The sequence below is a fragment of the Pseudomonas sp. NFX224 genome (genome assembly GCF_048565165.1).
Taxonomy (GTDB): domain Bacteria; phylum Pseudomonadota; class Gammaproteobacteria; order Pseudomonadales; family Pseudomonadaceae; genus Aquipseudomonas.
Genome location: NZ_CP183416.1, coordinates 450,225 through 469,190, shown reverse-complemented (window position 1 = coordinate 469,190; position 18,966 = coordinate 450,225). Strand labels below are relative to the sequence as shown.

General features: G+C 60.0%; 13 protein-coding genes and 1 pseudogene. 8 read left to right on the top strand and 6 right to left on the bottom strand.

Translation table 11 applies throughout. The features are described from left to right. The gene (locus ACNYC6_RS01915) at nt 1–2,385 is read left to right on the top strand and encodes an efflux RND transporter permease subunit (RefSeq protein WP_419710825.1); all 2,385 of its coding nucleotides are present in this window, start codon (nt 1–3) and stop codon (nt 2,383–2,385) included. Between the two features lie 59 nt (nt 2,386–2,444). After that, a pseudogene (locus ACNYC6_RS01910) lies at nt 2,445–2,636 on the top strand (MerR family transcriptional regulator); the annotation flags it as partial. Here ACNYC6_RS01910 and ACNYC6_RS01905 read toward each other — a convergent pair. Beyond that, nucleotides 2,622–4,166: an MFS transporter gene (locus ACNYC6_RS01905; RefSeq protein WP_419710824.1), complete on the bottom strand. Its 1,545-nt coding sequence runs from the start codon at nt 4,164–4,166 to the stop codon at nt 2,622–2,624. The pseudogene ACNYC6_RS01910 and the gene ACNYC6_RS01905 overlap by 15 nt on opposite strands. Nucleotides 4,167–4,269: 103 nt before the next feature. Here ACNYC6_RS01905 and ACNYC6_RS01900 point away from each other — a divergent pair, with 103 nt between their 5' ends. Both ACNYC6_RS01900 and ACNYC6_RS01895 read left to right on the top strand, forming a co-directional pair. Further along, nucleotides 4,270–5,139: a LysR family transcriptional regulator gene (locus tag ACNYC6_RS01900; RefSeq protein WP_419710823.1), complete on the top strand. Its 870-nt coding sequence runs from the start codon at nt 4,270–4,272 to the stop codon at nt 5,137–5,139. A gap of 297 nt (nt 5,140–5,436) precedes the next feature. Then, nucleotides 5,437–6,996, top strand: coding sequence for a TerC family protein (locus tag ACNYC6_RS01895; RefSeq protein ID WP_419710822.1), 1,560 nt, complete (start codon nt 5,437–5,439; stop codon nt 6,994–6,996). 113 nt (nt 6,997–7,109) lie between these two features. On the opposite strand, the gene ACNYC6_RS01890 is transcribed toward ACNYC6_RS01895, so the two are convergent. The 5 genes from ACNYC6_RS01890 to wecB are packed head-to-tail and all read right to left on the bottom strand — an operon-like array spanning nt 7,110 to nt 15,531. Beyond that, nucleotides 7,110–8,186, bottom strand: a complete 1,077-nt coding sequence (locus tag ACNYC6_RS01890) for a GGDEF domain-containing protein (protein ID WP_419710821.1) — start codon at nt 8,184–8,186, stop codon at nt 7,110–7,112. Continuing rightward, nucleotides 8,170–9,045 (bottom strand): DUF4434 family protein, encoded by an 876-nt coding sequence (locus tag ACNYC6_RS01885; RefSeq protein WP_419710820.1) that lies wholly within the window; start codon nt 9,043–9,045, stop codon nt 8,170–8,172. Before ACNYC6_RS01885 ends, ACNYC6_RS01890 begins: the two co-directional genes overlap by 17 nt. After that, complete coding sequence (locus ACNYC6_RS01880) at nt 9,045–12,209, bottom strand: NfrA family protein (RefSeq protein ID WP_419710819.1); 3,165 nt, start codon at nt 12,207–12,209, stop codon at nt 9,045–9,047. The genes ACNYC6_RS01885 and ACNYC6_RS01880 overlap by 1 nt, the downstream gene beginning before the upstream one ends. After that, complete coding sequence (gene nrfB / locus ACNYC6_RS01875; RefSeq protein WP_419710818.1) at nt 12,206–14,380, bottom strand: cyclic di-3',5'-guanylate-activated glycosyltransferase NrfB; 2,175 nt, start codon at nt 14,378–14,380, stop codon at nt 12,206–12,208. Before nrfB ends, ACNYC6_RS01880 begins: the two co-directional genes overlap by 4 nt. Beyond that, nucleotides 14,377–15,531 carry a non-hydrolyzing UDP-N-acetylglucosamine 2-epimerase gene (gene wecB / locus ACNYC6_RS01870; protein WP_419710817.1) on the bottom strand — a complete coding sequence of 385 codons (1,155 nt, stop codon included), beginning with the start codon at nt 15,529–15,531 and terminating at the stop codon, nt 14,377–14,379. Before wecB ends, nrfB begins: the two co-directional genes overlap by 4 nt. Nucleotides 15,532–15,928: 397 nt before the next feature. Here wecB and ACNYC6_RS01865 point away from each other — a divergent pair, with 397 nt between their 5' ends. The 4 genes from ACNYC6_RS01865 to ACNYC6_RS01850 are packed head-to-tail and all read left to right on the top strand — an operon-like array spanning nt 15,929 to nt 18,954. Then, complete coding sequence (locus tag ACNYC6_RS01865; RefSeq protein WP_338580519.1) at nt 15,929–16,777, top strand: transporter substrate-binding domain-containing protein; 849 nt, start codon at nt 15,929–15,931, stop codon at nt 16,775–16,777. A 52-nt stretch (nt 16,778–16,829) separates the two neighbouring features. Then, complete coding sequence (locus ACNYC6_RS01860; protein ID WP_017339153.1) at nt 16,830–17,492, top strand: amino acid ABC transporter permease; 663 nt, start codon at nt 16,830–16,832, stop codon at nt 17,490–17,492. A gap of 8 nt (nt 17,493–17,500) precedes the next feature. After that, the gene (locus ACNYC6_RS01855; protein WP_419710816.1) at nt 17,501–18,163 is read left to right on the top strand and encodes an amino acid ABC transporter permease; all 663 of its coding nucleotides are present in this window, start codon (nt 17,501–17,503) and stop codon (nt 18,161–18,163) included. Then, nucleotides 18,160–18,954: an amino acid ABC transporter ATP-binding protein gene (locus tag ACNYC6_RS01850; RefSeq protein WP_419710815.1), complete on the top strand. Its 795-nt coding sequence runs from the start codon at nt 18,160–18,162 to the stop codon at nt 18,952–18,954. Before ACNYC6_RS01855 ends, ACNYC6_RS01850 begins: the two co-directional genes overlap by 4 nt. The last annotated feature ends 12 nt before the right edge of the window (nt 18,955–18,966 follow it).

Sequence of the window (18,966 nt, the reverse complement as noted above, 5' to 3'; positions counted from 1 at the left end):
ATGACTTCCTTGAGTACTCACCACCAGGAAAAGGCGACACTCCTTGAGCGCCTGATCTTCAACAACCGCCCGGCAGTGATTGTCATCTGCCTGTTGGTCAGTATTTTCCTGTTCTGGCAGGCGACGCTGATCCGGCCGTCCACCAGTTTCGAAAAAATGATCCCGCTGGAGCATCCCTTCATCCAGAAGATGATGGAGCACCGCAACGATCTGGCGAACCTGGGCAACACCGTGCGGATTTCTGTGGAAGCCACCGACGGTGACATTTTCTCCAAGGAATACATGGAGACCCTGCGCCAGATCAACGACGAGGTGTTCTACATCTCTGGCGTCGATCGTTCCGGCCTCAAGTCACTGTGGAGTCCGAGCGTTCGCTGGACCGAAGTGACCGAGGAAGGCTTCGCCGGCGGTGAAGTGATCCCGCAGAGCTACAACGGTTCCCAGGCCAGCCTCGACCTGCTGCGCAACAACGTGCTCAAGTCCGGTCAGGTCGGGCGCCTGGTGGCCAATGACTTCAAGTCGAGCATTGTCGATATCCCGCTGCTGGAGTCCTATCCGGACCCGCAGGACCAGGGCAAGTTGCTGGCGCTGGACTATCGCAAGTTCTCCCATGAACTCGAAGACAAGATCCGCAACAAGTTCGAAGCGCAGAACCCCAACGTCAAGATCCACATCGTCGGTTTCGCCAAGAAAGTCGGCGACCTGATCGATGGCCTGGTGATGGTGGTGATGTTCTTCGGAATCGCCTTCGTCATTACCCTGATCCTGTTGCTGTGGTTCACCAACTGCCTGCGCAGTACCGTGGCAGTGTTGAGCACGACGCTGGTGGCGGTGATCTGGCAGTTGGGGTTGATGCACTTCTTCGGTTTCGGGCTTGATCCGTACTCGATGCTGGTGCCGTTCCTGATCTTCGCCATCGGTATTTCCCACGGCGTGCAGAAGATCAACGGTATTGCCCTGCAATCCAGTGAGGCCGACAACGCCCTGACCGCAGCGCGTCGCACCTTCCGCCAGTTATTCCTGCCGGGGATGATCGCGATCCTCGCCGATGCCGTGGGTTTCATCACGCTGCTGATCATCGACATCGGTGTGATCCGTGAACTGGCCATCGGCGCGTCCATCGGCGTGGCGGTGATCGTGTTCACCAACCTGATCCTGTTGCCGGTAGCGATTTCCTACGTCGGCATCAGCAAACGTGCCGTGGCCCGCAGCAAGAAAGACGCGACCCGCGAGCATCCGTTCTGGCGCCTGCTGGCGAACTTCGCCAGCCCGAAAGTGGCCCCGGTGTCGATCGCCCTGGCCCTGATCGCGTTCGGCGGCGGTCTCTGGTGCAGCCAGAACCTGAAGATCGGTGACCTTGACCAAGGCGCACCGGAACTGCGTCCGGACTCGCGCTACAACAAGGACAACAACTTCATCATCAGCAATTACTCCACCAGTTCCGATGTCTTGGTGGTGATGGTCAAGACCAAGTCTGAAGGCTGCTCGCGCTATGAAGCCATGGCGCCGATCGACGAGCTGATGTGGAAGATGCAGAACACCGAGGGCGTGCAGTCGGCGATTTCCCTGGTGACCGTGTCCAAGCAAATGATCAAGGGCATGAACGAGGGCAACCTGAAGTGGGAAACCCTGTCGCGCAACCCGGACGTGCTGAACAACTCGATTGCCCGTGCCGATGGCCTGTACAACAACAGTTGCTCGCTGGCACCGGTGCTGGTGTTCCTCAACGATCACAAGGCTGAAACCCTGGATCGTGCGGTGCATGCCGTGCAGGAATTCGCCAAGGAGCACAACACCGAAAACCTGGAGTTCATCCTCGCTGCCGGTAACGCCGGGATCGAAGCGGCCACCAACGAAGTGATCAAGAAGTCCGAACTGACCATCCTGATCCTGGTCTACATCTGCGTGGCGGTCATGTGCATGATCACATTCCGCTCTTGGGCGGCGACGTTGTGCATCGTGCTGCCGCTTGTACTGACCTCGGTGCTCGGCAACGCCCTGATGGCCTTCATGGGCATCGGCGTCAAAGTCGCGACCTTGCCGGTCGTGGCGCTTGGGGTGGGGATAGGCGTGGACTATGGCATCTACATCTACAGCCGTCTGGAAAGCTTCCTGCGTGCCGGCCTGCCGTTGCAAGAAGCCTACTACCAGACCCTGAAGTCCACCGGTAAAGCGGTATTGTTCACCGGTCTGTGCCTGGCCATCGGCGTGTGCACCTGGATCTTCTCGGCCATCAAGTTCCAGGCCGACATGGGCCTGATGCTGACCTTCATGCTGCTGTGGAACATGTTCGGTGCACTGTGGCTGTTGCCGGCACTGGCACGGTTCCTGATCAAGCCGGAGAAATTGGCGGGGCAGAAGGGCAACTCGCTGTTCGCTCACTGATTCCCGCGTAAAACAGAAAAGCCGCAACTCAGGTTGCGGCTTTTTTATGGGTCAAATGGCGGGTCATCCAGTGCGCCCAACAGGCCGGCTTCAGCCTGCAACGCAAGATCGAGCAGATCGAAGCCATGCAACTGCACCTTGCTCAAAGCAAAGCGCAGTTGCTGGACTTGATCGAAAACATCCAGACACGCCCCGAAGGCATGGCTTGCGATGCGAACGCCGAGCGGGTGCTGGCGTCATTCAAGCACTAACGACCGTTGGGGCGCAGGAATCGGATTGCGCATCAGCGTGCCCACCACCAGCGCACCCAGCAATGCCGCGAGCCCCGCGACCCACAACAGCAGACCGAAACCTGCGACGAAAGCCTGCCGGGCCAGGGATTCGACCAGTGTCCGCGCCGCTTCGGGCAACACACTCATTGCCGCACTCATGTCACCGGCCACCACCCGCGAGGCGACATCCTTCGATTGTTCGAGCAGCGCCGGAGCCTGACTCGACAGACCAGCGTACAGCTGTTGTTCGGTGTGGCCGGCGAGCAGGGCGCCGTAAACGCCGATGGCCAGCATCACCGCACTGAAGCGCATGGTGGTGCTCATGCCCGAGGCCATGCCGGTGCGTTCCCGAGGTACGCAGGCCATGATGTTTTTCTGCGTGTCACCGTTGAGCAAACCGGCACCGGCGCCGGTCACGGCAATTGCGAGGGCGAAGAGCGGGTAACCGCCGCTGTTGACCGCCCAGGCGCTGAGCAAATTACCGCTGCCCACCAGCGTCAAGCCGATTGCCATCATGTTCGCCGGGGTCACACGTCCAGTCAGGCGTGCGCCGATGCGCGGGAAGATCAACATGGTCACTGCAAACGGCAGCATGCCTAATCCTGCCGAAATCGCGGTAAAACCCAAACCGTTCTGCAAATAAAACGGCAGCATCGTCATCATCACCTGGGCGCACGCGGCGTAGGAGAACATCCCGAGCAAGGCGCCGATGAAGCGCGGATGGCGAAACAGTTGTAAGTCGATCATCGGCCGCTGCTGCAGGCGCTCGATCACCACGAACAACCCCAGCAGCGCCGCGCCGCCGATCAGGCGCGCATAAGTGAGCGGGTTGTTCCAGCCGATTCGGTTGGCCTCGATCAGGCCCCAGATCAGGCATAACAGACTGGCACTGAACGCGAGACTGCCCCACGGATCAAGGCGCGCAGCCTGGGCGTCGCGGGATTCCGGCACCGCGCGCCAGACCATGTACATCAGAAACAGACCGACCGGCAGGTTGAGGTAGAAAATCCAGCGCCAGCCGACGTATTCGGTGATCAATCCGCCCAAGGTCGGCGCCGCAGTCATCGCCACGCCCATGCAACCACCCCAGAACGCCCAGGCCTTGGCCCGTTCGATTTCATCGTGAAAGGTATGGCCGATGGACGCGAGCGCAGAGGTCAGCAGCAGCGCAGCGCCGACGCCTTTGATGGCGCGGGCGATATCGAGAAACAGTGCATTCGGCGCGGCACCGCAACCCAGCGATGCGAGGATGAAAATGCCCAGCCCCCACATCAAGGTTTTCTGTCGGCCAAAACGGTCGGCCAGGCTGCCGGCGGGTAACAGTAGCGCGGCGAAGGCCAGCATGTAGGCGCTGACGACCCATTCGATGTCCGCGAAATTCGCCCCCAGGTCCCGAGCGATGCTGGGCAAGGTAACGGCGACGATGTTGGTGTCGAGCACGATCAGCGAGCACACGGCTGAGGCGGTGAGCAAGGTCAGACGTGGGCTCACCTTGGGTTTGACGGACATGGCAGGGCTTCTCTACTGTGAGGGTGCGTGCAGCTTATCGCTGGCTGAGCGGCGCTTTGTTAGGTGCCAATCATCACTTCATTACCTTTGAGCTAATGCCAATATGGACATCCGCCACTTCCGCTATTTCCTGGCCGTCGCGCGGCAGCGCAATTTCACCCGTGCCGCCGAGCAACTGGGTATTGCGCCACCGACGTTGACCCGACAGATTCAGGACATGGAAGCGGAACTGGGCACGCGGCTGTTTTTGCGCCAGGCGCGAGATGTCAGCCTGACTGAGGCGGGGGCGGCGTTGGTCATCGAGGCCGAAGCCACGGTGCGGCAATTCGAGTCCGCTCAGCGCAATGCCCAGCGCGCCGGTCGCGGCGATATCGGCCATATCGAATTGGGCTATGTGGCCTCGGCGGTGTACTTGGGGCTGCTGCAAAAACAGGTGCAGGGTTTTGCAAGCGAATACCCGGATGTGAGCCTAAACGTGCGGGAAAGCCCGATGGCCAGCCTGCCGAACATGATACTCGAAGGGCGCTTCGACCTCGGTTACATCCGCTGCCCGATGGCCTTGCCCGAGGGCGTCGAAGGCGTGCGCCTCGATGATGAGGGCTTTGTCTTGGCACTGCCGGTCGACTCGTGGCTGACTCGCTTGCCGGTGATCACTTCGGCGCATCTGCAAAACGAAAACTTCATCCTTCCAGAGCAAGTGATCGGCACTTTGCAAGTGGCCGCGCAGGGTGAGTTCGTACCGAAGCTGGGCGCGCAACCGGGTGGTTTGGTGGCGGTGATTGCGTTGGTTTCGCTGGGGCAGGGCGTTGCGGTGGTGCCGGAGTCGGTGGTCGGGCATGTCAGTTTGCCGAATGTGGTGTATCGGCAAATTTCGGACTGCAACACGTCATCGTGGCTGGCGTTGATTCATCGGCGGTTTGAGAAGTCGCCAGCGGTGGTGCGGTATATCGAACGAATCAAACATTCGAGTTAGCCTGCCGAAGGTTGCGATCTTTTGATTTCCTACAGATCTTGAAATGATTTTCGGCTGTAGGATTTGTCGCCAGTAGCTGTACGATTCAAGTCCTTTTTTCCTTTCAGGACTTGCATGAACACCCTCACGGAGCCCCCCAGTTATCCTTCCTTCTCGCGCCAGCGCGCGGTCTTGACGCACGCAAAACACCCGGTCTTTCGGCATTCGATCATCCATGACACTGCAACTCCACGGCCTCTGCGCCGCGCCTTGCCGTGCCCGGCATTCTGAATTCACTGACGAGATCGAGACGTTTTTATGGAATGGTTAGCTGACCCCACCGCATGGCTGGGCTTGTTGACACTGATTGTGCTGGAACTGGTGCTGGGCATCGACAACCTGGTGTTTATCGCGATCCTGGCGGACAAGTTGCCGCCGCATCAGCGCGACCGTGCGCGGATCATCGGTTTGTCCCTGGCGTTGTTGATGCGTTTGGGCCTGCTGGCGAGTATTTCCTGGTTGGTGACCCTGACCCAGCCGCTGTTCGAGGTGTTCGACAAGAGCTTCTCCGGGCGTGACCTGATCATGCTGTTCGGCGGTGTGTTCCTGTTGTTCAAGGCCACCATGGAGTTGCATGAACGGCTCGAAGGGCATGTCGGCCAGCGTTCGTCCAATACGGCCTATGCGCTGTTCTGGCCAATCGTGGTGCAGATCGTGGTGCTGGATGCGGTGTTCTCCCTTGATGCGGTGATTACCGCCGTGGGCATGGTCGATGAATTGGCGGTGATGATGATCGCGGTGATCATTTCCATCGGCCTGATGATCGTCGCCAGCAAACCGCTGACCCGTTTCGTCAACGCGCACCCGACTGTGATCATGCTGTGCCTGGGCTTTTTGATGATGATCGGCTTTGCGCTGACCGCCGAAGGCCTGGGCTTCCACATTCCCAAGGGCTATCTGTATGCGGCCATCGGGTTCTCGATCCTGATCGAGGTGTTCAACCAGATCGCCCGGGCCCGGCGCAAACGCTCGATGCAGGGCGTGCGACCGATGCGCGAACGAACTGCCCACGCAGTGATGCGTTTGCTCGGTGGGCGCAAGCTGGCCGTGGAAGAAGTCGGTGAGGACATTGCCGACATGCTCGACAACGGAGAGGCGCCCAACGAGGAACTGTTCGACCGCCGCGAACGGGTGATGATCAGCGGTGTGCTGCAATTGGCGGAGCGGCCGATCCGCACGCTGATGACGGTGCGCGCCGATGTCGATCACATTGACCTGGCCGATGACCCCGAGGCGATTCGTACGCGGCTGATGCATTCTTCCTACTCGCGCCTGCCGCTGATTCGCAACGGCGCGGTGGATGAGCCGTTGGGCTTCGTGCACAAGAAGGAACTGCTCAAGGAGTTCCTGTCCGGCAACGAACCCGATCTGGCGCATCTTGCACGCCAGACGATCAATTTGCTGGAGAGCTATTCGATCCTCAATGCCCTGGAGCAGATGCGCAAGGCGTCGACGCACATTGCGTTCGTGGTCAACGAGTTCGGCGATTTCGTCGGCGTGCTGACCATGACCGACATCCTTGAGTCGATTGCCGGTGAGCTACCCGATGCCAGCGAAATCGAAGGCCCGGACGTGATCGAAGAGAAGGGCGGATTTGTGGTCAGCGGCGCATTGAACCTGGCGCGGGTTCGACAGCACACCGGGTTTTCCGCAGAATCAACCGAGGACTATCAAACCTTGGCCGGGTTGGTCGTGAGTCTGCTGGATCGATTGCCGATGATCGGTGACAGCCATGAGTGGGAAGGCTGGCGCTTGACGGTCACGTCGGTGGAAGAGCGGCGGGTGAAGCGGGTATTGCTGATGCGCATCGGCGGGTGATTTAGCCGCGGGTTTTAGGGCCCTTTCGCTGGCAAGCCAGCTCCCACAGGTTCAGCGTAAACCCTGTGGGAGCTGGCTTGCCGGCGATAGTGGACTGCCTGACGATTCAAGGGTTATTGATGAAACGTATACCGATCCTTCCCCGTTTGTTTTGACTCATACAACGCCGCATCGGCCTTGACCAGCGCCTGATTCAAGGTGTCGTCATCCAGCACCCGGGCCAGGCCGATGCTGATGGTCACCGGATGCTGTGTCGGCTGCTCGCGCACCACCCGGCAAAGCTCGCCGGCCAACGCCTCGACATCTTCCCGGCGTACCCCCGCCAGATAAATTGCAAACTCTTCACCGCCCAGGCGCGCGTATTCGTAGTGACTCATCACTGCTTTGATGTCCTGCGCGATGCGCTTTAGCACTTCATCGCCAATGTCGTGGCCGTAGACGTCGTTGACCTTCTTGAAGTTGTCGATATCGATCATTGCCAGGTAGTGATCGTGTTCGCGCGGCGTGGCGTGCAATTGCTCGCCGGCGCGGGTCATGAACGATCGGCGATTGGGGATTTCAGTCAGTGTGTCGATGTACGCCTGATCCAGTAGAAGCTTGGACATGATGAAGTTGTAGAGTTTGGCTTTGCGCAAGGTGATGAAACTGTAGATGGTCAGTGCGCAAATGAACGTCGTGTAACTGAGGGCCATCACCCATGAGAGCGTCCGCGTTTCGATGCCGGTATCGTAGAAGGGATTAAGGAACGCCCACGTGATGATTTGCGCGGTGAAGTATGCCCAGCGACTCAGAGGTAAAACCGAGGCGGTAAACAGCGTGGTCGATCCCGCCAGCAGTAGCCAGGCCGGTTGGTGGTCTTCGGGTACACCTTCTGTCAACAACCGCGTGCCGAAGGCCATGGTGAAGATGAACAACAGGTTCAGCTTCTGGAAATGCCGTGCGTTGTGGGTGAACAGCAAGATGATCAGCAGGATCGTGAGGATGCCGATAAACACCACTGAGCGCCACGTGAAGCTCTGGTTGCCGACAAAGCTGAGAATCAGATCGTAAGTAATCCAGATCCCGATACTGGCGATGTAAATCAGCACGCAGAATTTGTGCAGTCGGTCGAACTCATGCTGGAGAAACTCGGCTTTCAGCGCCGCTGGCACGGTTTTTTTCAGCACTTCATCTTCAATGGTTTTGTACATCGCTGCCCTTGTTCTTGTGTTGGTTGTCGAGAATCACCTTGCCCCACGGCCGGTAACGCAGAGAAAAAACCGCTGTGGGGTGGCAACCCGACGACTTTTGCAAATTGGCTGGCTCGGCACGGAAGGGTTGCCCGGCAGTGCTGACCGGGTGGAACGCTTCCTGGACAATGCCGATGGAGCAGGGCAAGGCATTGGCGTAGCCGTTGCGCACCAATACCGGCAAACGTCCGGTGCCGGCTCCGTCTTGCCACCAGACCTGAATCCCGGCGCTTGCCAGTTCACCCAGCCACAGGGCATTCACCTGCGGCGCAAGTTTGCCGACGTTGAAGACGCTGACATGCAGCGGTGCGTCGAGTTTGCCGGCGAAGCCCTTGAGTTGGCGTTGCAGGGTTTGCCTGCGATCAGGTGCCAGAAAGTGCAGGTCATCCAGCTCCATCGGCAAATACCAGCCGTTGACCGGCAGTTTCCAGTCTTTGCGCAACTTCTGCTGCTGGGCCAGCGATTGCCCCAACTGCGCCTGCCAGTAACTCGCCAATCTGGCACCGTCGACTTCATTGATGCGCTGGTAATAGGCCGGGTCCATGCTCAAGCCCAGCACCAGGTTCAGGCCTTGCTCGCGGGCGAGTTTCAGGCTGTTGGCCAACCAGCCAGTGGCGCCGCCGAAGTCAGAATCGCCATAGACGGTCCATTGCACGATCAGTGTGTGCACACCTTGTTTGGCGGTGTCTCGCCAAATCGTGCGCCACTGAGCCTCGCTGAGGCTCGCGTCGACGTTCAGCGGTTGGTAGAAAATCCGCTCGTCAGCGCGGGCCGCAGCGCTGCCCAGCAATAGGCACAGGATCAAAAAAAATCGCCGCATCAGAAATTCAACTCCACGCCCAGCAGCACGCCGTTGCCGCCTTCATACAAATTACCGCCCAACGACTGCTGATATTCGGTACGGACCGACAGGTGGGCGCGGTAGGCATTGTAGATATCGTCGTCGAACCACCACTGCCAACGCAGGCCGATACCGGTGCGCAGGTCCTGGCGCCAGTCGTTGCTCGGGTCCTGACTGGCGAACTCCAGAAAGCCGTAGGGCATGAGGGTTTGCGCACCATTGAACGGCAGCTTCCACGTGTGACCTTGCTGGAAGCGTGAAAGCCATTGATGGTCACCAGCCTTGGTCCACCACGCCGCATCGAGGTAGAGGAAGCGCTCCTCCCAATCGCTTTCGTCGACCCGCCAATCGTTGCGGAATCGCCCCTGATCGAGAAACGAAGCGGTGGCGCGCAGCAGGTAATCGGTGGTGGTGTGGCCGTCCTTGCGGTGATCTTCGACCTGATCTCCGAGTTTTTCCGGAACCAGCATTTGGCCCAGGCTCAAGCCGTGGTTGTCCTGATCATCGAACTGACTTTGCTTGTAGATTTCGCCATAGAAATTGATGTTCGCCGTACCCCAGGGTTTGTAGCGCAAGCCTACGCCGGTGCCGAGGGATTCGGCGTAGCTTGAGCGGCCGACGCCGCCGAGCAAGACGCGCCCGTAGACCGACAGCGTGCTGCCGGCACGGCTAGGTTCCTCACCGAGTGCGTGGTCCCACATGGCCAGTTGCACGTTTTGCGAGGTCGAGCGACGTCTGGAACCGGGGGTGTTGTCTGGCAGCAGGAAGTCGTTGGTCGAGACACCGGCCGGTGACCAGGTGCTGGCGATGGTGCGCGTGTCACGACGGGACAGGGTTTCATGGGCACGGCGCTGGCGGTAGCGGCGGGCTTCCATGCTGCCGTCCTCGTCGTCGGCGGCGACCGGGTTCTGTTCCAGGTCGATCACGCGGCGCAATTCCTTGCGGGCTGAGGCGCTGTCTTCGGCTTCGTCGTAACGCCAGGCCAGTGTCTCACCGAGGCGATAGTCTTCCGGAAAGTCTTTGGTCGCGCTTTGCAGATAGGGGATGGCGCGGGCGCGTTCTTCCCGGGTGTCTGCACCGGCCAGACGCATGCCGTAATCGGCGCGATAACGCGGGTTGTCCGGTTCAAGGCGTACGGCTTCGGCCAGCCACGCAGTGCTTTGTTGCAGGTCGCCGGCCTTTTGCGCGGTGACCGATGCGGCATAGAAATGTCCGGCATCCGCTGACTGTTGCAGGGCGGAGCGCTGGCGCTGCAAGGCGAGCGCGTGATCGCCCCGGGCATCGGCAATCGCCGCGCCCAGGGCCCACTCATTGGCGCCTCGGCTGCGGCTTTGCTGCCAGTAGCGTTCCGCCGTCTGCGCATCGCCGGCATTGAGGGCGCTGCGGCTGGCGGTGAGTCGAGCGTTGTCGCTCAGTTCAGACGCCGGGATGCTGCGCCAAATGGCCAGGGCAGCGGGCGAGTCTCCGGCGGCTTCCAGCGCGTAGGCCAACGGCTGACGACTGCCATGGTCGCCGAGTTTTTCTGCGCGCTGGTAATACACCACTGCTTCACCAGGACGCTCCGGCATCGCACAACGACCAAGGGCACGGTAGTCGCCGACACTTTGCGGATGATCGCCGATCGCCTGTCGCACCGCCGTGCACTGGCCACCTTCCGCCAGTTGCGCCAATAGCTGGCCGCGAGTCGCGGGGTCGACGCGATTGAGCAGCGACACGATGCGTTGTTGTTGCGCCGGGGTCGGTGTCGACGAGGCATACAACCCGGCCAGGCGTTGCAGCAGGGCGGCGGGAAGCTTTCCGCCGTGGCGGTCGTAGGCGTTTTCGAGCAGTTGTTGAGTGTGTTCACGTTGCCCGGCATTGAGTGCCAGATAACTGGCCTGATTGAGCGAGTTCAGATTGCCGGTCTGCTGGTAATGCCGTTCCCAAAGCGTTGCCGCTTCGGCATTGCGCCCCAAAGCCTGGAGCATTTCGGCGCGGCGTTTCACCACCTCGGCGGTCTGTGGCTGGTTGGCAAGAAAGGCCAGCGCTTTGTCCCTGTGGCCTTCGTCTTGCCAGACGTCCAACAGGCGTTCGCGGCGCCGCGTGTCCCAGGGCTCGGGCAAGCGTGTGCCTTGCAACAGGTCAGTGGCTTGCAGGCGCTGGGCAAGAATCAGCCAGGCCTGGGGATCGTCTTCGGGGCGGCAGTTTTTCAACTGAGTGAGTGCCGCCTGCGGGTCATGACGCGAAAGCCATTCGGCGGTTTCCAGGCACGGGCGCTGCAACTCGCCGCTCAAGCGTTGCACGGTCGAACTGTCGCCGGTCTGCCGCGCCAGCTCCCACAAGCGCTGGCGCTGGGTTGGATCGGTAAGGTCGGCGGCTGGTAGCGATTGCATCCAACGTAGCGCTTGCTGGGTATGCCCCATGGCAATGGCCCGGTCGACCATGGCCAATCGAGCCTTGCGCGCGGCTTCCGGGGTGGGCGCCTGTTGCAGCAATTGCTGTAGCGGCTGTTCGTCGAGGCGTTGCACGTAGGCGTTGGCCAGCCGCTGCCAGCCTTGTGCATCCAATTGCTGACTCGCGGCCAACGGCGCCAACTCCTTGATGGTGCCGTCCCAGTCGCGCAATTGCTCGGACCAATTGGCCCGGGCCAGTTGCAGAATTCGTTGATCACCTTTGGGCGCCAGTTGCGCCAGCCAATCGTGCGCCCGTGCCGCGCCGCCGAACTTGGCCAGGCTCAAGCTGTAGGCCTGCCACAGGCGAATGCGTTGGGTCATGTTACTGGTGGCAATCCACTGTTCGACCTGTTCACTGCCCGGTGGGTCCTGTTCAATCCAGGTCAGGCGCAGGTTGAGCAGGGCGTCGCTGTTTTGCGGGTTGTCCGGCAGCGCCTGTACCGCGTCCTTGTAGCGTCGCTGTTTGGCCAGCGCTTGCACCAGCATGGCTCGCGCTTCGTCGTTTTTCGGCACTTTGCCGAGCAGGTGACGCATCAAGCGTTCGACTTCGGCCCAGTTACCTTTTTTCGCCTCGCGATAACTGCGGTCCATGTAGGGGAAGCTGCGGAACTCTTCAAAATCGGTCAACGGCTCGGCCTGCACCCATGCAGTGGAACTCAGGCACAGCAACAGGCTGCCAACGAGAAGGCGCTGACGATGACCAGGTTTCATTCGACCTCCCTGGCAATGGCGAAAGCGGCTTGTTGTTCGGCGGCCTGATCCTCCAGCGCCTGTTCGAGCACTTGCTGGGTAATGATGCCGCGCGAGATCAGGTGTTCACCCAGCGACATGCGCTCGGCATCGAAGTCGATCAACGCTTGATTGAATAGCGATGGCGGCACCCTCCCTCGCACTTGCAGCAAATTGCCCAGCAGTACTTGATGGTGGCTGACACGCTCAAGCAAGGCTTCATCGTCCTGATGACGCTCAAGCACTTCAAGCATGTGGTGCACGTCTGCGCTTTGTCGGGCGCTCGGGTACCAGAATCGGATCCCCAATGTCACCCGGCCCTGGGGCGCGAGACGGCAGCGAACGGGTCGTTTCAGCTGACGACTGATGGCGCCCAGCGACACCTGGCTGACCGGGCCCTCGGAGGCCAGCACCAAGGTGTTGCCTTCTTCGGCGGCGGGCAGCACGCCGTAGTGCGTGGCGACCTTGCGCGGCACGGCGTCGATCAGGCGTTTGTCGAGTTTGAACGGGTTGAGCGGCGCCCATTCCATGTCCAGTTGTTCGGCCAGGGTTTGCACCAGTTGCGTGGTGTTGATGTGGCCGCGCAGCAGCAGTTCATGGCCGAGGCGTCGACGTACCGGGTTGGTGATGGCGGCGTCCAATTGTTCTTCGCTGAGCAGGCCTTTTTCCACCAGACGATGACCCAGCGGCGTGCGTTTCGCCTGGGTTAAAGCCGGGAATTCATGGGTGGTCTTGTCCCAGGCCACGCGCCGCGAATCGCCCATTTCCATGACTTGCCGCAAGGCCCGCAGGTTGGCGAAGAAATTGACGAAGTTGCTCCACATCATCCGCGGCGCCGACAGCAAACCTTCGACAATGCCGTAGTAACGGGTGACGAACCAGCCGCGCTGGAACAACCGGTTGAGCAGCATCAGGCCATTGAGCCAAAGCAACGTGGTGAGCAGGGTGCTGTCGGTGAGAATCGATGGATAACGCCAGGCTTCTGGGAAAATAACCGTCACCAGCCACATCGCCAGCAACACCAGCAGCAACAGGTTGACCAGAAAACTCAGCAGGTAGGCGATCAGCCCGCGACGATCGCGCCACAGGAAATAATTGAGCAGGCCGGTGGGGCTCCAGCCGAGGTTCTTGGTGCCCTGGAACACGATGCCGACGATCCAGCGCGATTTCTGCCGGATCGCGTGCTGCAAGTCCCGAGGGAAATGTTCGCGCACGCAGATCACCTGGGAAAAGGCGCGGTTCATACCGAACACCCACGGCTGCTGGAGTGCCAGTTTCGGGTCGCTTACCGAGTAGCGGGCGAAGATGCATTTCATGCCTTTCTGCTTGAGACGGAAACCGATGTCGTAGTCTTCGGTGAGGCTCTGCACATCGAAGGCAATGCCATCCCCATCTTCTAGCAAGGCGCTGATGGCCTTGCGACTGAAGCAGGTGCCAACGCCGGCACTGGGGACCTGGCCGGTCAGCGCCTCGCGAACAATCACGTCCTTGCCGTGATTTTCGGCGAACTCGTCAACGTAGTGCCCGGCAGTGAAGCCTTTCCATTCCGGGGCATACGGGTAGACCGGAATCTGGATCAGGTCTTTGCCCGGCAGCAGGTAGTTGAAAAGGCGCAGCTCCATCGGCGAAATCACGTCTTCGGCATCGTGGAGAATGAACCCCGCAAACTGGATTTTTGCCTCGCTTTCAAAACGCAGGATGGCGTCAATGATGTTGTTCAGGCAGTCGGCCTTGCTGGTGGGGCCGGGGCGGGCACAGATGACTTTATGCACGTTGGGGTAGTGCAGGCAGACCGCATCGACATCAGCCTGGGTTTCGGCGTCGTTGGGGTAGGTGCCGACGAAAATCTGGTAATTCTCGTAATCGATGGTGGAGGCCGCGAGGCGCGCCATTTCCCCGACCACGCCGACTTCGTTCCACGCCGGTACCATGATCGCCAGCGGTTTTTCGCCAATGGTGTATAGGCGCTGCTCGTCGGCGCGCTTGAATTTTTCGTAGATCCGCCAGCGGCGGATCAGCTTGCGGGTCCAGTACACAAGGTCGATGAACAAGTCATCGAGCCCCAGCACGAACATCAACAGGGCCAGGGTAATGGCAAGGTATTTGAGACTGAAGAGCACATAGGCGAAGAAATCGACCAGGCCCAGAGTCATGCTCCTTTACCCGACGCTTTGCGGTGTTTGAGCCAAATGGCAAGTCGATTGGCGATCCGCTCGCTGGCATGACCGTCACCGAACGGGCAATGCACGCGGCTCATGCGCTGGAGCGTGGCTTCGTCGTCCAGCAACAGGCTGGCTTCCTTGATGATACGGTCAGTATCAGTCCCTACCAGCAGCACGGTGCCGCCTTCGAGCACCGATGGCCGCTCGGTCACATCGCGCAACACCAGCACCGGTTTGCCGATTGCCGGCGCTTCCTCCTGGATACCGCCGGAGTCGGTCAGGATGAAATGCGCACGCCCCATCAGCCAGACGAAATGTTGATAATCCTGCGGCGCGATCAGGTAGATGTTGGGTTTGTTCGACAGAACGCTGTAGACCGCGTTTTGCACCTGCGGATTGAGGTGCACCGGGTAGACGAATTGCACATCCGGGTAACGCTCGGCGAGGGTGGCCAGGGCCAGGCAGATGTTGCGAAAGCCACCGCCGAAGTTCTCGCGGCGATGGCCCGTGATCAGCACCATACGCCGGTTGTCTTCGAGTACCGCCAGCGGTGAATCGGCGGCCGGATGCCACCGGGTTGCCTGTTGGTGATCGCGCATCCACACCAGCGCATCAATCACCGTGTTGCCGGTGACTTCGATGTTGGCCTTGGGCACGCCTTCGTGCAGCAGGTTGTCTTGGTTCTTGTTGGTCGGCGCGAAATGCAGGTCGGCGATCACCCCGGTCAGGTGCCGGTTGGCTTCTTCCGGCCACGGTGCACGCAGGTTGCCGGTACGTAATCCAGCCTCGACATGGCCAATGGGCAGCTGGCGATTGAAGGCGGCGAGGGCGGCGATGAAGCTGGTGGTGGTATCGCCATGGACCAGCACGATATCCGGCTTCACCCGCTCGTAGGCTGAATCCAGGTGTTCCAGCAATTGTTCGGACAGACCATTGAGGGTCTGGCCCTGAGTCATCACTTGCAGGTCTTCATCGACCGCCAACTCGAATGAATCCAGAACCTGCTTGAGCATCTCCCGGTGCTGGCCGGTGGAGCAGATGTTCAGTTCGATACCGGGCCAGTGACGCAGGACCCGTGCTAGGGGTGCCATCTTGATGGCTTCCGGTCGTGTGCCGAACACCATCATGACTTTGAAGGACATGAATTCCTCCCAAGGCAAACCACGCCGAATGCGTGGCAGCTGTTAAGACTATTTATCACTTGGGTATTGAATAAAGCAGTCAGATGGGGGGTTGTCCAATGCCATTGCTCATGGTGCAACACAGCCTTCGGCAGCTGCTGCAGGGATTCGCACCTCATTCGGTCAACTCGCCCCAATTGTGAACTTGATACCCGCTGGCTGTGGCCAACGGTAGCGGCCCCTCGAGCGTGCGTCAGGTAACGTATTGCCAGCGCGGCCGCGCATCCCCCTGATTCAAAACACATTTCAATCCCCCCTACATTCCCCCCACAACCTGTGGCACACTTTCTGCTGTCTATTCCGTTGTTACATACCTAGTTCCGGTATAGCGGAATACACATCACCTGGAGTGCTTGCCATGCATCGCCGACCTTCCTTGTTCAAAGCGTGTGTTTTTCTATTCGCAGCGTCTGCTGCTGCCATGGGCGTGGCCCAGGCGGCGGACAGCAAGCTCGATAGCGTTCTGGCCCGCGGCAAATTGATTGTGGGCACCGGCAGCACCAACGCGCCGTGGCACTTCCAGGGCGCCGATGGCAAGTTGCAGGGCTTTGATATCGATATTGCGCGCATCGTGGCCAAAGGCTTGTTCAACGATCCGAGCAAGGTCGAGTTCGTGGTGCAGTCGTCTGATGCGCGGATTCCCAACCTGCTGACCGACAAGGTCGACATGAGTTGCCAGTTCATCACCGTGACCGCCAGCCGGGCCCAGCAGGTGGCATTCACCCTGCCGTACTACCGCGAAGGCGTTGGTCTGCTGTTACCGGCCAACAGCAAGTACAAGGAAATCGAAGACATGAAAGCCGCCGGCGATGGCCTGACCGTGGCGGTGCTGCAAAACGTCTATGCCGAAGAGCTGGTGCATCAGGCATTGCCCAAGGCCAAGGTCGATCAGTATGACAGCGTTGACCTGATGTATCAGGCGGTGAACTCAGGACGCGCCGATGCGGCAGCCACCGATCAGTCGTCGGTGAAATACTTGATGGTGCAGAACGCCGGCCGCTATCGCAGCCCGGCCTACGCCTGGAGCCCGCAAACCTACGCGTGCGCAGTCAAGCGTGGCGATCAGGACTGGCTGAACTTCGTCAACACCGCCCTGCATGAAGCCATGACCGGCGTTGAGTTCCCGACTTACGCGGCGTCGTTCAAACAGTGGTTCGGTGTCGATCTGCCGTCGCCAGCCATCGGTTTCCCTGTCGAATTCAAATGATCCCGTGAGAGCGGGGCGGTGTTGAATCGCCCCGCTCAAGGTACTGCCGACCATGAACTATCAGTTGAACTTTGCCGCCGTGTGGCGCGATTTCGACACCTTGCTGGCGGGTCTCGGTCTGGGCCTGGAACTGGCGCTGGTGTCGATCGCCATCGGCTGCGTGATCGGCCTGCTGATGGCGTTTGCTTTGTTGTCGAAGCACCGCGCGTTGCGGGTGCTGGCATCGGTGTATGTGACGGTGATCCGTAACACGCCGATTCTGGTGTTGATTCTGTTGATCTACTTTGCGTTGCCGAGCTTGGGGATCCGTCTGGACAAGATCCCGTCGTTCATCATCACCCTGTCGTTGTATGCCGGGGCGTACCTGACCGAAGTGTTTCGCGGCGGTTTGTTGAGTATTCCCAAGGGCCAGCGTGAAGCCGGGTTGGCGATCGGCCTGGGCGAGTGGCAGGTCAAGGCCTACGTCACCGTACCGGTGATGCTGCGCAACGTGCTGCCGGCGCTGTCGAACAACTTCATTTCGCTGTTCAAGGACACCTCGCTGGCGGCGGCGATTGCCGTGCCGGAGCTGACCTATTACGCGCGCAAGATCAATGTCGAGAGCTACCGGGTGATTGAAACCTGGATGGTGACCACGGCGTTGTATGTCGCGGCCTGCTACCTCATTGCCATGATGCTGCGTTACCTCGAACAGCGTCTGGCGATCCGCCGATAGGAGGCCCCATGTACGAATCCCCCAGTTGGTTGCATGAGTTGTGGATCGCACGCGAGCCGCTCTGGCAAGGCTTCCTGACCAGTGTGCAGGTGTCGGCGCTGGCGATTCTGCTTGGCACGGTGATCGGTGTGTTCGCCGGCCTGGTGCTGACCTACGGCAAGTTCTGGATGCGCGCACCGTTTCGTTTTTACGTCGATGTGATTCGCGGTACGCCGGTGTTTGTGCTGGTCCTGGCCTGCTTCTACATGGCGCCGGCGCTGGGTTGGCAGATCAGCGCGTTTCAGGCCGGTGCCTTGGGCCTGACGCTGTTCTGCGGCTCCCACGTCGCCGAGATCGTGCGTGGTGCCCTGCAGGCCTTGCCGCGCGGGCAGATGGAAGCGAGCAAAGCCATCGGCCTGACGTTCTACCAGGCCCTCGGTTATGTGCTGTTGCCTCAGGCACTGCGGCAGATTCTGCCAACCTGGGTTAACTCGTCCACCGAGATCGTCAAGGCCTCGACGCTGTTGTCGGTGATCGGCGTAGCCGAATTGCTGCTCAGCACCCAGCAGATCATCGCCCGGACGTTCATGACCCTGGAGTTTTACCTGTTCGCCGGTTTTCTGTTCTTCGTCATCAACTACGGCATCGAATTACTCGGCCGGCACATTGAAAAGCGGGTGGCCTTGCCATGACTCAGACTCCAACCAATACCCAAAACGGCCAACCGCTGCTGGACATTCGCGGCCTGCACAAGCGTTACGACCAGCTCGAAGTGCTCAAGGGCGTCGACCTGACCATGCAACGCGGCAACGTGGTGACGTTGATCGGCTCCAGCGGCTCGGGCAAGACCACGTTGCTACGCTGCGTGAACATGCTCGAAGAATTCCAGGGCGGGCAAATCCTGCTCGACGGCGAGTCCATCGGCTACGACGAAGTCAACGGCAAACGCATCCGCCACCCGGAAAAAGTCATCGCCCGCCATCGCGCCATGACCGGCATGGCGTTCCAGCAGTTCAACCTGTTCCCGCACCTGACGGCATTGCAGAACGTCACCCTGGGTTTGCTCAAGGTGAAAAAGCTGCACAAGGACGAGGCCGTGGCCCTGGCGGAGAAATGGCTGGAGCGGGTCGGTCTGCTGGAGCGCCGCGATCACTTTCCCGGCCAACTGTCCGGTGGACAGCAACAGCGCGTGGCGATTGCCCGGGCGATCGCGATGAATCCGAGCCTGATGCTGTTCGACGAAGTCACTTCGGCCCTGGACCCCGAGCTGGTCAGCGAAGTGCTGAACGTGATCAAGGGCCTGGCGGATGACGGCATGACCATGTTGCTGGTGACCCACGAAATGCGCTTCGCCTTCGAGGTCTCGGACAAGATCGTTTTCATGAATCAAGGTCGCATCGAAGAGCAGGGTCCGCCCAAGGACCTGTTCGAGCGTCCGCAATCGCCGCGGCTGGCTGAGTTTCTGAAAAGCACGCGGTTTTAAACACTCGATTTT

Excerpts from the sequence above, each read along its gene's own strand:
- wecB (WP_419710817.1), bottom strand. The coding sequence starts at position 15,531 with ATGTCCTTCAAAGTCATGATGGTGTTCGGCACACGACCGGAAGCCATC.
- ACNYC6_RS01865 (WP_338580519.1), top strand. The coding sequence starts at position 15,929 with ATGCATCGCCGACCTTCCTTGTTCAAAGCGTGTGTTTTTCTATTCGCA.
- ACNYC6_RS01905 (WP_419710824.1), bottom strand. The coding sequence starts at position 4,166 with ATGTCCGTCAAACCCAAGGTGAGCCCACGTCTGACCTTGCTCACCGCC.
- ACNYC6_RS01880 (WP_419710819.1), bottom strand. The coding sequence starts at position 12,209 with ATGAAACCTGGTCATCGTCAGCGCCTTCTCGTTGGCAGCCTGTTGCTG.
- ACNYC6_RS01890 (WP_419710821.1), bottom strand. The coding sequence starts at position 8,186 with ATGTACAAAACCATTGAAGATGAAGTGCTGAAAAAAACCGTGCCAGCG.
- ACNYC6_RS01915 (WP_419710825.1), top strand. The coding sequence starts at position 1 with ATGACTTCCTTGAGTACTCACCACCAGGAAAAGGCGACACTCCTTGAG.
- ACNYC6_RS01860 (WP_017339153.1), top strand. The coding sequence starts at position 16,830 with ATGAACTATCAGTTGAACTTTGCCGCCGTGTGGCGCGATTTCGACACC.
- ACNYC6_RS01855 (WP_419710816.1), top strand. The coding sequence starts at position 17,501 with ATGTACGAATCCCCCAGTTGGTTGCATGAGTTGTGGATCGCACGCGAG.
- ACNYC6_RS01885 (WP_419710820.1), bottom strand. The coding sequence starts at position 9,045 with ATGCGGCGATTTTTTTTGATCCTGTGCCTATTGCTGGGCAGCGCTGCG.
- nrfB (WP_419710818.1), bottom strand. The coding sequence starts at position 14,380 with ATGACTCTGGGCCTGGTCGATTTCTTCGCCTATGTGCTCTTCAGTCTC.
- ACNYC6_RS01900 (WP_419710823.1), top strand. The coding sequence starts at position 4,270 with ATGGACATCCGCCACTTCCGCTATTTCCTGGCCGTCGCGCGGCAGCGC.
- ACNYC6_RS01850 (WP_419710815.1), top strand. The coding sequence starts at position 18,160 with ATGACTCAGACTCCAACCAATACCCAAAACGGCCAACCGCTGCTGGAC.
- ACNYC6_RS01895 (WP_419710822.1), top strand. The coding sequence starts at position 5,437 with ATGGAATGGTTAGCTGACCCCACCGCATGGCTGGGCTTGTTGACACTG.